Source organism: Arthrobacter sp. NPDC056886, from assembly GCF_042788715.1.
Lineage (GTDB): Bacteria > Actinomycetota > Actinomycetes > Actinomycetales > Micrococcaceae > Arthrobacter.
The window spans coordinates 17,145-29,968 of the sequence record NZ_JBHUBT010000013.1; the positions used below are offsets into that span (position 1 = coordinate 17,145).

At 68.1% G+C, this 12,824-nt stretch carries 9 protein-coding genes; 4 read left to right on the forward strand and 5 right to left on the reverse strand.

What is annotated here, in order from left to right; all coding sequences use genetic code 11:
- Positions 1 to 99: 99 nt before the first annotated feature.
- Entirely contained in the window at positions 100 to 618 is a 519-nt protein-coding gene (locus ACFRJ8_RS20020; RefSeq protein WP_377988129.1) for a DinB family protein, read from the forward strand.
- 192 nt (positions 619 to 810) lie between these two features.
- Here the strand turns inward: ACFRJ8_RS20020 and ACFRJ8_RS20025 are convergent, their stop codons facing one another.
- From ACFRJ8_RS20025 to ACFRJ8_RS20040, 4 genes are all read right to left on the reverse strand, one after another.
- Positions 811 to 1,863 (reverse strand): GNAT family N-acetyltransferase, encoded by a 1,053-nt coding sequence (locus ACFRJ8_RS20025; protein ID WP_377988130.1) that lies wholly within the window; start codon positions 1,861 to 1,863, stop codon positions 811 to 813.
- Positions 1,864 to 1,884: 21 nt separating this feature from the next.
- A complete protein-coding gene (gene cydD, locus ACFRJ8_RS20030; protein ID WP_377988131.1) occupies positions 1,885 to 5,601 on the reverse strand; it encodes a thiol reductant ABC exporter subunit CydD in 3,717 nt (1,238 codons plus the stop codon).
- 8 nt (positions 5,602 to 5,609) lie between these two features.
- Positions 5,610 to 6,659 carry a cytochrome d ubiquinol oxidase subunit II gene (gene cydB / locus ACFRJ8_RS20035; RefSeq protein ID WP_377988132.1) on the reverse strand — a complete coding sequence of 350 codons (1,050 nt, stop codon included), beginning with the start codon at positions 6,657 to 6,659 and terminating at the stop codon, positions 5,610 to 5,612.
- Between the two features lie 63 nt (positions 6,660 to 6,722).
- Positions 6,723 to 8,318 (reverse strand): cytochrome ubiquinol oxidase subunit I, encoded by a 1,596-nt coding sequence (locus ACFRJ8_RS20040; protein ID WP_377988133.1) that lies wholly within the window; start codon positions 8,316 to 8,318, stop codon positions 6,723 to 6,725.
- A gap of 321 nt (positions 8,319 to 8,639) precedes the next feature.
- On the opposite strand from ACFRJ8_RS20040, the gene ACFRJ8_RS20045 reads away from it, so the two are divergent.
- A complete protein-coding gene (locus tag ACFRJ8_RS20045) occupies positions 8,640 to 9,026 on the forward strand; it encodes a BlaI/MecI/CopY family transcriptional regulator (RefSeq protein WP_377988134.1) in 387 nt (128 codons plus the stop codon).
- Between the two features lie 6 nt (positions 9,027 to 9,032).
- The gene (locus ACFRJ8_RS20050) at positions 9,033 to 10,022 is read left to right on the forward strand and encodes a M56 family metallopeptidase (protein WP_377988135.1); all 990 of its coding nucleotides are present in this window, start codon (positions 9,033 to 9,035) and stop codon (positions 10,020 to 10,022) included.
- Positions 10,023 to 10,043: 21 nt separating this feature from the next.
- On the opposite strand, the gene ACFRJ8_RS20055 is transcribed toward ACFRJ8_RS20050, so the two are convergent.
- Positions 10,044 to 12,152 (reverse strand): type IIA DNA topoisomerase subunit B, encoded by a 2,109-nt coding sequence (locus tag ACFRJ8_RS20055; RefSeq protein ID WP_277526934.1) that lies wholly within the window; start codon positions 12,150 to 12,152, stop codon positions 10,044 to 10,046.
- 250 nt (positions 12,153 to 12,402) lie between these two features.
- On the opposite strand from ACFRJ8_RS20055, the gene ACFRJ8_RS20060 reads away from it, so the two are divergent.
- On the forward strand, positions 12,403 to 12,624 hold the full coding sequence (locus tag ACFRJ8_RS20060; protein ID WP_026266251.1) for a hypothetical protein: 222 nt from the start codon (positions 12,403 to 12,405) through the stop codon (positions 12,622 to 12,624).
- Positions 12,625 to 12,824 lie beyond the last annotated feature (200 nt).

Here is a 12,824-nt window from a genome sequence, read left to right on the forward strand (position 1 = left end):
TCGTGCCACCGCCGGCCCAGAAGCCTGCAGCTGCGCCCCACCCCGACTGCCGCAACGAGTCGGGATGCCCGGCAGAACAAATGCCCTTACACTGCTGGAATGCCTATCATTCCGGATACCAAGGACTGGACCTGGGTCCTGTCACGGCCCTGCCCCGAGTGCGGTTTCGATGCCTCCGCTGCGACCCCAGCCACGGCGCCGGGGATGGTCACCAGCATGCTCCCGCGATGGCGGGCAGCCCTGCGGCGTCCGGACGCGACGGAACGCCCCGATGAGGTCACCTGGTCCGTCCTCGAGTACGGCTGTCACGTCCGGGACGTCTTCACGCTGTTCGATCACCGCCTGTCGCTCATGCTGACCGAAGACGATGCCCGCTTCGATGACTGGGACCAGGACAAAACGGCAATCGAGAAGGACTATGCCAATGCCGACCCGGCCGAGGTCGCCGTCGAGCTAACCGCAGAGGGCGAGCAGATCGCCGCGTCCTTCGCCCGGGTCCCGGAGGAGGATTGGGGTCGCAAAGGGACCCGGAGCAACGGCTCCGTGTTCACCGTCCTGACGTTCGCCCAGTACTTCCTGCACGACGTCGTCCATCACCTCCACGATGTGGACGGCTAGCACCTAGACAGCTGGCACCCAGACGGCTGGCACGCCGACGGATAGCGCCTAGATGGCTTCCGCCCAGACGGCTAGCACCCGGATGGCTGGCGCCGAGACGGTTCGCACCAGACGGCTGGCACGCCGACGGTTGGCATGCCAGCACCCAGACGGCAAGTCTGCGGGTCCGCTGAGTAAGGCTGTCGAAGCCGTCTACTGCGCTGCCGGTTGGAGATCCTTGTCCCACGCCATGCTCCGGTTGACCGCCGCGTAGCCCATCTTGATGTAGAGCGCGAGGGCTCCGGTCGGGTTCTCCGAATCGACGTCCAGGGAGGCCACGTCCATGCCCGCGGCGGCGAAACGGCGCATGGCATCGGCCAGGAGCACTTGCGCGATGCCCCGGCCCCGGAATTCCCTCCTGACTCCGAGGAGCTCCGTGTATCCCTCGCGGAACCCCCGGCTCAGGGCGGCGTTGGCGTCGTGGGTGGCCAGCTGATAGCCGGCCACCGTCCCGGTGGAACGGTCCAGTACGACGCCGCTCAAGTCCGGCCGGGCCTGCGGGTCGTTCACCACGAAGCCCCACGCCTCCTCGTCGCGGGGTTCGCTGCCCCAGTGGTCCCGAAATGCCGCATTGTGCGCCAGCCGCACCGGCTCATGCAGCGCCGGTCCAAACGTCACGAGCTCCAGTCCGGGGTCCAGGCCGGCCTCGGGCGCAGCCTGGTTCAGCGGCCGGTGCATCTCGTTGTAATAGCGGACAATGCGAAAGCCCGAATCAGCGAACAAGGCGGCCTGGTGTTGATGCTGCTGCTCCGTGTAGAGCCGCAGCCGCGGGCGCGGGACCGCGGTCCGTGCGTCGCCGGCCTCGTCGGTATTCCCCGCCGCCAGTGCGTCCTCTGCGAAGCGGTTCCTGGTCCGCTGTTCCATCCAGCCCAGCAGCCCGGTACCGACCCCGCTCCCCTGCCACTCAGGGTCAACGCAGCCGGAGCCGTTGGCCTTGTCACCATCGCGGTTCTTGGTGATCCGGCCGTACGCCCGGGCAACGCCCTCGGCGTCGAAGCCGATTATGGTGTTTGCCCCCACCGGGTTGTTCTTCGACTCCATGATCTGTTCCAGATCCGCCCGGCGCTCAAACCAGACGGGCTGCTCCACGGCGGCGGTCCGGGCGATCAGACCGGCCCACGCATCGAGGACTCTGTGCTCCGCCGCCCGCCAGGACAGCCGGGGATCGAGTGCAGGCCTGGGCAGCAGTTCGCCGTTTTGGTTCATGGCAACAGGCTAATAGGCGGGCTACCCCCGCGCCAGCACGGCCGCCGGCGCCGGGCCCTCGCCCGCGGCAGCAACGGCAGCCGCGGCGTCCAGGTCAAGTCTGGTGTCAGCGGCGTCAATATCGTTCGGGTTGTGGGTGACAAGGACAACCGTCCGGTCGCGCAGACCGTCCCGCAGTTCGGCGAGCATAAGCCTGCCTGATTCCGCATCGAGGTGCGCCGTCGGTTCATCGAGCAAGATGACATCGGCCCCGGTCATGAGCGTGCGCGCAACGGCCAGGCGCGTACGCTCCCCACCGCTGAGGAACGCCCCGCCCGGTCCGATCCGCGTGTCCAGCCCGTCCTCAAGCCGGGCCAGCAGCGCACCGAGTCCGACGGCGTTGAGTGCGGCGCGCATCTGCTCGTCGCCTCCGGCCACACCAGGCTGTCCGCCCGAGGCGGCATCCCCGGTCCGCGCTGCATCCCCGGACCCAGTCGCGGCGGCGTCCGTGCTGGCGGGTTCCGGCACGGGTTCCGGCTCCGGCCGGGCCAGGAGAAGGTTGCCGCGGATGGTCGAGTCGAACAGGTGTGCCTCCTGCGGGCACCAGGCGGCGCGGCCGCTCAGATACAGGTGGCCGCTGGCCGCCGGCAGGAACCCCAGGATCGCGGCCAGCAGGGTCGACTTGCCGGAGCCGGAGACACCAGTGACGGCCAGCCAGCGCCCCGGCCCGGCCTCGGCCGTGAGTCCGGTAAAGACATTGCCGCCGCCCGGCCAGGCAACAGCGAGGTCCACCAGTTCGATCCCGGGCCCACCGCCGGGCCGCGAGGCCACGGGCACCAGGCCGCCGGCAGCGGCGCCGTCGCCCTGCGATTCACCATCGGCCCGCGGCTCCAGGACGCCTGCCTCGCCGATCCGCCGCATGACGGCGCGCAGCGCCGGGTACTGCCGCACGGCCGTGGTGATCGCCGCGTACGGGTCCACCAGGGCAAGCTGGACAAGGACAACGACGGCGACCGTCGCCGGTTCGACCGCGCCGCTAAGAGCGAGCGGGGCGGCCAACAATGCGCTGGCCAGGGCGGCTCCGGCGCAGGCCAGGACGGTCAAGGCCTGGCCAAGCCCTTCCGCCCACGCCGAGCGCCGTGAGGCTGCAGTCGCGGCCCGGTCTGCCCGGCCTATCGCGCCCAGCACGGGGGCACTCACGCCGTTGGCGTGCAGTTCTGCGCGGGCGTCCAGGGCGGCGGCCACGTGACGGAGCACGCCGGAGCGGAGTCTTTGTTCCGTGCCGGCTGACATGCGGTCCGCGGCCAACGCCAGCGCGGGGGCAACCACGATGCTCAGCAGCGCTGCCACGGCCACGGCGGGCAGCGCCGCGGGGAGCAGCAGCCCGATCCCGCCCACTGCGGCCACGGCGACAGCTACGGCAGTGACGGGCGGCAGCACGACGCGGGGCAGGAGCTCGCGGAGGGTGTCGACGTCGTCCACCACCGTGCCCAGGACGTTGCCGCCCTGCAGGAGCCGGCGCAGGGACAGTGCCCGCCGGCTCAGCGACTCCCACAGCCGGCCCCGCAGCCGGGTCAGTGCGGCAAACACGGCATCATGCAGCAGCAGCCGTTCGGAGTACCGCAGGCACGCCCGGCCGACGCCGAAGAACCGCACGCCGACAATCGCGGTGAGCAGATACAGGATGGGCGGCTGCTCGCTGGCGCGGATGATCAGCCAGCCGGACAGCCCGGCGAGGGCGACGGCGAACAGCGCCGCCAAAGTGCCTACGGCTCCGGCGGCGGCAAACCGGCCCCTTACCGGGGCCAACAGGCGACGCAACTGGGAGGTGACTGAGCCGGCCGTGCCGGCTGAGCCCACTGAGCCGGCCGAGCCGAAGATCACGGCAGGCGCGGCGCCGGCCTCCGGGCGGCCCGGCGTCGGGATGGGGGTCACGCTCGGACTCGGCATCACGTCCGGACTCGGCGTTGCGGCACCCGCCACGGAAGGCTGCCGGATTGCCGCACCCTGGACGTCCGCATCAACGCGGGCAGATGCCGGCCAAGGCGTAGCGCGGGCGGGAAGTTCAATGCCGTGGTTCCCGCCGCCGTGCGGGGCCAACGCGACGAGCGTGTCGGCAAGCTCACGGGTCTGCCGGTCGTGCGCGACGAGCAGCACGGTGGCCTGTCCGCGGAGCCCGGCGAGGGCCCGATTGACGAGTGTGGCCGATGCCCGGTCCAGATGGGCGGTGGGTTCATCCAGGAGCAGTACGCTGGCACCGGCTTCGATCCGCGCCAACCCCCGGGCCAGCGCCACCCGCCGTAGCTCCCCCGGGCTCAGCTCGGCCGGGTGCTTGGCGGCCAGGTGCTCCGCGCCAACCGCCGCAAGGCAGCGTTGCGATGCCGCATCGATTTCAGCGCTTGCCGACATATAGGCCGGAGCGCCGGCCGCAGCGTCGGGCCCATAAGCCGGAGCACCGTCCGCACCGCCATCGGGCCGGTACGTGGGAAAGCCGAGATACAGGCGGATCTCGTCCAGCACCGTGGAGGCCACCATGACGGGGTGCTGTGGCACCCACGCGACTTCCGCCGTCGTGAATCCTCCAAGGCGTCCGGACACGACGGTTCCCGTGCCAGTCCCGATGGTCCCCGCGAGGACTCCGAGCACGGTGCTCTTGCCGGCACCGCTGGCCCCGTCGAGTGCCGTGATCCGGCCGGCAGCGGCGGTGAAGCTCAGTGGACCGACGGCGGCGTCTGCGCGACCGCCGAACCGAACGGTCAGCCCGTCCACGGTGACCTCAGGCGGGCCAGCAGCGGGTCCGGCGGCCGGCGTCGGGGTCAGCGGCGTGGCGCCCGGGTCCGCGAGGACCGCATTGGTTTCGGCGAGCGCTGCCCGGCCGTCGTCGCTGGCGTGGTGTGCGGTGCCAAGCTCCCGGAGCGGCAGGTAGCAGTCGGGAGCCAGGATGAGCGCAAGCAGCCCTGCCTCAAGCGCCATGTCTCCGTGAACCAGGCGGACGCCGATGAACACGGCAACCACCGCCACTGAAATGGTTGAGATGAGTTCCAGGGCCAGGGCGGAGAGGAAGGCTGTGCGCAAAGTCCCCATGGTCCGGGAACGGTATTCCTCAGACATGTCTTCCAGTGCCTGGCGCTGGGCGGCGGCCCGGCCCAGGCCGACGAGGACGGGCAGGCCCTTGGCGAGCTCGATCATGTGGCCGGAGAGCCGTGCCAATGCGGACTGGGCTTCCCTGACGCGATCCTCTGTGTACCGCCCGATCAGGACCATGAACAGCGGCACCAGCGGCACCGTCAGCACGATCACCACCGCGCTGATCCAGTCGGCGAAGAGGATGCGGGCCCCCAGCAGCAGCGGAATGGCCGCACAGTTCACCAGAGCGGGCAGGTACTGGGTGTAGTAGTTGTCCAGGGCATCCAGCCCCCGGGTCGCCAGGACGGCGAGGCCGCCATCGGCGGGACCGGACGCGCGCGTTCCGTTCCTCAGCGCCTGCTCCAGGAGCTGAGTACGCAGCTCCTCCTTCACCCCAAGCGCCGCCCGGCGCGAGGCCACTGTCTGGGCCCACACGGTCAGTGACCGCAGCACGGCCCCGGCGACGCCCAGAACCAGCTGGTCTGCCCACGCGGGGTCATGCGCCGCGAGTCCGGCGAGCATGGATGCCACAGCCTGAGCCATCAGCACCAGGGACAGCGCCTTCAGGGCGGCCAGCAGGCCCAGCAGGTAGAGCGCGGAACGGGTCGCAGGGCCAGAGGGGAACGGTCTCATCAGGAAAGTTAGTCCTTCGGTGCCAGGGCTTTGGCGGCGATTGCGGGAAGGAAGCTGTGCGCCTCCGGGATGTGCGCCGCGCTCACCCGGCGCCGGAACACCCAGTACGTCCATGCCTGGTACGCCAGGACCAGCGGCAGCCCGATGCAGGCCACAATGCTCATCAGGCCCAGGGTGTAGTCCGAGGACGAGGCGTTGGAGATTGTCAGGTTGAACGCGGGATCCAGGGTGGACGGCAGCACCACGGGGAAGGCGGCACCGAAGATGGAGGCGCTGCCGAGCAGGAGGAACACCCCCAGCGACATGAAGGCACGGCCCTCGGCACCCTTGCGGGCAAAATTCCATGACAGGACTGCCGCAATGACGGCCGCGACGACGGCGGCGATGGTCCAGGCCTCGCCGCTGAGCAGCTGGAGGCTCACCGCCCAGCCGGCCATGGGCAGCAGCAGCACGGGCAGTAACCGGACGAACCAGGCCCGCGCCCGGTGGCGGACTTCGCCGTCGGTCTTCAGCGCCAGGAACCCGAGCCCGTGCAGGAGGGAGAACCCGACGACGGCGAACCCGCCGAGCAGGGCGTAGCCGCTGAACCAGGCGAACGGGCCGCCCTCGCGGTCACCGTTGGCGTCCAGCGGCAGTCCCGTGGTGGTCAGGGCCAGTGCCGCGCCGACGCCGAAGGCCGCGACGAACGACCCTGCCGAGATGGCCCAGTCCCAGCGGGCGCGCCACCGGGGGTTGTCCACCTTGCCGCGGTATTCGAAGGCGACGGCTCGGAAGATGAGCGCCACGAGGACCAGCAGCAGCGGCAGGTACAGTGCGGAGAAGAGCGACGCGTACCACAGCGGGAAAGCAGCGAACGTGGCGCCGCCGGCGGTCAGGAGCCAGACCTCGTTGCCGTCCCAGACCGGGCCGATCGTGTTGATCAGGACGCGGCGCTCCGTGTTGTCCCGGGCGAATACCTTAAACAGCATCCCGACGCCAAGGTCGAAGCCCTCGAGAAAGAGATAGCCCGTCCACAGCACCGCGATGGCGACGAACCAGATGGTGGGTAGCAGTTCCATGCTGAGAATCCTCTGCGCTTTTCCGTGTGGGGTTGCTGGGTGGGTGGGTTGCGGGGCCGGCGCCTAGTAGGCGAAGGCCAGGACGTCGTCGTCGGGTTTGCCCGGACCGCCTCGCGGGGTTTTGTCTTCGTTCTCGTCGGCGGGGGCGTGCACTAGTTCCGGCATGGCCGAGGCCACGCCGCCGCGGATGTATTTGACTAGGAGCTTGACCTCCACCACCAGGAGCACGGCATAGATGCTGGTCAGGACCACGAGGGAGGTCAGGATCTCGCCGGCCGAGACCCCCGGTGAGACGGCGGCTGCGGTGAACATGAAGACCTGATCGACTCCGCTGGGGTCCGGGTTGGGGGCGACGACGAACGGCTGGCGGCCCATCTCCGTAAAGATCCAGCCCGCGGCGTTGGCACCGAACGGTGCGAGAATGCCGAACACCGCCAGACGCATGAGTCCGCGGGAGGCCGGCACGGTTCCCTTGCGCGTGGCCCACAGCGCCAGGAGGGCGGCGAGGGCGGCCACGCCGCCGAAGCCGATCATCATCCGGAAGCCCCAGTAGGTGACTTCCATGACGGGCACGTACTGGATTTGCTGGCCGGCGCGGTCCCCGTAGATGGGGTTGTCCGGCAATGTGGTGCCGTACTTGGCCTCGTACTCGCCCAGCAGGCTGTTGACGCCCTTGACCTCCGTGGTGAAGTCGCCCTTGGCCAGGAAGGACAGGATGCCGGGGACCTCGATCACGGCCACGATGTCGTCGCAGTTTTTGGAGCCGACGTTGCCGACGCTGAGAACCGAGAATCCGGTGCCGTCGTGGCAGGCTGCCTCGGCGGCGGCCATCTTCATGGGCTGCTGCTCGAACATGAGCTTGCCCTGCAGGTCCCCGGTGACGGCGGTACCCGCGAAGGAAATCATGGCGACGACGGCGCCGATCCGCAGGGAGCGGATCCAGACGGTGTGGTCGCTGCGGTCCCGGCCGAGGATGCCGGCGGCTTCGCCGGGAATTACCTTGCCGTCGTCCCCGATCGTGTCGATGCCGTCGTGGCGGCGGCGCCACAGGTGGTACCAAGCGATGCCGAGGAGGAAGCCCCCGGCGACGGCGAGGGCACCGAAGAGGGTGTGCGGGACGGCGACGAGGGCCGTGTTGTTGGTGAAGACGGCCCACGCGTCGGTCATGACGGGCCGGCCGTTGACCATTTCGACGCCGACAGGGTGCTGCATCCAGCTATTGGCCACGATGATGAAGTAGGCCGAGAACACGGAGCCGATCACGGCGACCCAGAGGCAGGCCAGGTGGACGCCGGGTTTGAGTTGTTTCCAGCCGAAGATCCACAGGCCCAGGAATGTTGACTCGACGAAGAAGGCAAGGAGCGCCTCCATGGCCAGTGGGGCACCGAACACGTCGCCCACGAAGCGGCTGTACTCGCTCCAGGCCATGCCGAACTGGAACTCCTGCACGATTCCGGTGGCGACGCCCATGATGAAGTTGATCAGGAAGAGCTTGCCCCAGAACTTGGTCATGCGCAGATATTCCGGCTTGCCGGTGCGGTACCAGAACGTCTGGATCACAGCCACCACCAGCCCGAGGCCGATCGTGAGCGGCACCATCATGAAGTGATAGACCGTGGTGATACCGAATTGCCAGCGTGCGATTTCCAAGGCGTCCAAGGCAGTTCCTACTTTTGGCTAGGTCCGAGCAACTTCTACGTGGCGTAGAAATGTGTCTTCTACAGAGTGTAGAACACATCGGCGCTTCCCTGTAACTCAGGCTCCCACGGCACGTCACGGCCTGCAATGGCCGAACGGCCCCCCGCCTTGGGGCCCCGCGGCGGCCGCCCGACACGCCGAAGGGCCGTGTTCTACTTCATGTAGAAAGAATGCGCAAAACGCGGTAAATTTGTAACTGAAGTGTTCACATACACCGCACCGGCAGGCACCAGCATTTTCCCAGCACCACGCCGGCGCGGCAGTCATAGAAGGATGTACGCAATGGCAAGTCTCGGTGAACTGGAACGGGCAGTGATGGATCTGCTCTGGGCAGGCCAAGAAGCTGCGACGGCCAACACGTTGCGGGACCTCCTCGCGCAGAGCACCAACCCCCAGGACGGCACCGCCGGGCATGTGGGCAAGGACCTCGCCGTCACCACGGTGCTGACCGTACTCTCGCGCCTTGAGCGCAAGGGCCTTGTGGAACGCGAACGCGGCACCCGTCCGCACCGCTACCAGGCCGTCTCGAGCCGCGCGGACCACACTGCTGAGCTCATGCACGAGGTCCTCGGCTCTGCTCCGGACCGCGAGGCCGTGCTGGCCCGGTTCATTGGTTCGGTCACAGACAACGAAGCAGAAACCCTGCGCAAGCTTTTGGGCCGCAGCTAGCGCCCGATGTTCTGGACCTCATATTTTCTGGCGGTCCTGGCGATAGCATTGGCGTGGCCGGTGCCTATCCTCCTCTCCCGTGCCCAGTGGCCGGCCCGCTCCCCCTTCACGGCAATGCTGCTGTGGCAGGCGATCGCCCTGGCCGGCGGACTGTCCATGATCGGCGCCATGCTGGTCTACGGGCTCGAGCCGGTCGGGGATAACCTGGTCTCCGGCCTGCGGGCCCTGGCGGGGATGGTCTTCAACAATGCCCCCACCACTGAGCTGGGCTTTTGGCACATCTTTGCGCTCTCGACCGCCGCCCTGCTGACGGCGCACCTCGTTTTCACCCTGCTGCTGACCTATTACAAGATCCAGCGCCAGCGCCGGCGCCACCGCGAACTGCTGGACCTCCTGGCCTCACCTTCCTCCGACGGCCCACGGACCATGGTCCTGAACGTGGACTCGCCCGTGGCGTACTGCCTGCCCGGCGGCGCACGGTCCGTCACGGTTCTCTCCGACGGGCTCATGGCCGCCCTGGAGCCCGACGAGCTGCGCGCCGTGCTGATTCACGAGAACGCGCACCTGAGCCAGCGCCACCACCTCCTGCTGTGGGCCTTCGCCGCGTGGCGCCAGGCCCTGCCGTGGCTCCCCACCACCCGGCTGGCGCAGGAGGCGGTCAACTCCTTGATCGAAATGCTGGCCGACGACGTCGCGCTCAAGACGGAGAGCAAGGCGACCCTGATCAAGGCGATTGCCATAGTGGCCAGCGGCTCCCCGGCCACCCCGGCGGCACGCCTGGCGTTCGTCGAGCCCGGCCTGTCCGACGTCGACCCCGGCCAGCCCGGCGCTACCGGGGGCGCGGGCTCGGCAGGGACGACGGCGTCCCGCGTCAGCCGCCTGCTCTCGCCCCGGCCGCCGCTATCCGAACCGCTGCGCGCCGCCGTCCTGGCTTGCTGTGCGCTGCTGCTGGCCGTGCCGACGGCCCTGTTACTGGTCCCCGGCCTGCTCGGCTAGGGCCGGCCCGCCGGCGGAGCGTCAGGCGTCGATGCGCTCCCGGTCCAGGTTTGCGGCGCCCGCGATGATGAAGTCCTTTCGCGGAGCCACGTCCGAGCCCATGAGGAGGTCGAAAGTCTCTTCGGCCTGCTTGGCGTTCTCGATCCCGACCTTGCGAAGGGTCCGGTGCCGCGGGTCCATGGTGGTTTCGGCCAGCTGCTCGGCATCCATCTCGCCCAGACCCTTGTACCGCTGGATCGGCTCCTTGTAGCGCTTGCCCTCTTTGGCGAGCCGCGCCAGCAGGACGTGGAGCTCGGCCTCGGAGTAGGTGTAGATCATCTCGTTGGCCTTCTGGCCGGCGTTGACCACCTCCACCCGGTGCAGCGGCGGGACGGCGGCGAAGACGCGACCCTCGTCGATCATCGGGCGCATGTAGCGGAAGAACAGCGTCAGGAGCAGGGTCCGGATGTGGGCGCCGTCGACGTCGGCGTCGGTCATCAGGATCACTTTGCCGTACCGGGCGGCGCTGATGTCGAACGTCCGGCCGGAGCCGGCCCCCACCACCTGGATCAGGGCCGCGCACTCGGCGTTGGAGAGCATGTCCCCCACCGAGGCCTTCTGGACGTTGAGGATTTTGCCGCGGATCGGCAGCAGCGCTTGGAAGTCGGAGGACCGCGCCAGCTTGGCGGTGCCGAGTGCGGAGTCACCTTCGACGATGAACAGCTCGGAGCGTCCGACGTCGTCCGTGCGGCAGTCGGCGAGCTTGGTGGGCATGGAGGAGGTTTCCAGCGCATTCTTCCGGCGCTGGGTTTCCTTGTGGACCCGTGCCGAGATACGGGACTTCATCTCGCTGACGATCTTTTCCAGCAGCAGCGCGGACTGCGCCTTGTCGTTGCGGTTTGCGGACGTCAGCTTGGCGCTGATCTCCTGCTCCACCACCTTGGCCACGATGGCCCGGACTGCCGACGTGCCCAGGATTTCCTTGGTCTGGCCCTCGAACTGCGGTTCGGCCAGCCGGACGGTCAGGACTGCGGTCAGGCCGGCGAAGATGTCGTCTTTTTCGATCTTGTCGTTGCCGGCCTTGAGCTTGCGGGCATTGGTCTCCACGGCCTTGCGGAACGTCTTGAGCAGGGCCTGCTCGAAGCCGGACTGGTGGGTGCCGCCCTTGGGCGTGGAAATGATGTTGACGAAGGTACGGACTGTGCTGTCGTAGCCGATGCCCCAGCGCAGCGCGACGTCGACCTCGCAGTCGCGCTCGACCTCCGCGAGCTGGCTGTGGCCCTTTTCGTCGAGGACGGGGACGGTTTCCTTGAATTTCCCGGCACCGTGGAGGCGCCAGATGTCGGTCACGGCAGGGTCGGCGGCGAGGAAGTCGACAAACTCGGAGATGCCGCCGTCGTGGTGGAAGATCTCCTCATGCGGGCCCGATTCCCCTGGCGTGCCCGCAACCCGGCGTTCATCCCGGACCGTGAGCTTCAGTCCGGGGACGAGGAAGGAGGTCTGGCGGGCACGTGCGGCGAGGTCATCGTAGGAGAATTTGGCATCGGGCGTGAAGATCTGCCGGTCCGCCCAGTAGCGGATCCGGGTTCCGGTCACGCCACGCTTGGCCTTCCCCACGACGTCCAGCACGGAGCCGTCGATGAAGGGTTCGAAGAGCGTCGCGGGGTCCGGCTTGGTGCCCGGATCCTTGAACCGGCCAGGCTCCCCCCGGCGGAAGGACATCTTGTAGGTCTTGCCGCCGCGGTCGACTTCGACGTCGAGGCGGGCCGAAAGCGCGTTGACCACGGAGGCGCCGACGCCGTGCAGGCCGCCGGAAGCGGTGTAGGAGCCGCCGCCAAATTTTCCGCCGGCGTGCAGTTTGGTGAAAACCACCTCGACGCCGGTCAGCCCGGTTTTCGGTTCGACGTCCACCGGGACGCCGCGGCCGTCATCGTGGATCTCCACCGAATTGTCCGCATGCAGGATGATCTTGATGTCGTGCCCAAAGCCGGCGAGGGCCTCGTCGACGGAGTTGTCGATGATTTCCCAGAGGCAGTGCATGAGTCCGCGGGAGTCCGTGGAGCCGATGTACATGCCCGGGCGCTTACGGACGGCCTCGAGGCCCTCCAGCACGGAGAGGTGCCGGGCGGTGTAATCAGAACTGGGTGCCACGGGTCGTGAACTCCTTACAGGATCGGGACCGCCCTGGTGCGGGAGCAGGCGGGTAGTCACAGAAATTGACGCTCTTCCTAGGTTAGTCGGACTCCGGGCCATCGACGGTTTGCCACTCCCCGCAGGGACTCCCCGGCCAGGCGCCGTTATTGAGACGTGATACGCGTACAGCGAAAGTTGGCCATCCGTTCCATGGTTTGGCCACGAATGCTGGTTATATGGGTATACCGATCTACTAAGGAGGCCGAACATGACAACAGCAGTTGCGGACCGCACACTGACCGCCGCAGACCGGTGCGATCGTTGCGGAGCACAGGCATATGTCCGAGTTGTTCTCGGTGCCTCCGGCGGTGAGCTTCTTTTCTGCGGCCACCACGCACGCGCCGTAGAGCCGACACTCAAGCCGCTCAGCTCAGACTGGCACGACGAGACTGACCGCCTTCACCAGAAGGCCCCGGTTCCGGTCGACTAGACCGCAACACCGGTTTCGCTTCGGCGCCCTACAGGGTACCGGGCGACTTGAGACCACTGAATCAGGGCCCCTCCATACCGGAGGGGCCCTGATTCGTTGAGGGATGAGCTTCCGTGGGCTACCCGCGCGAAGCAACGTGGTGGCACCAGGAGCAAATTGGCGGCAGTAACAGCAACGCGGGGCCACGTCCGGCCCGTTCC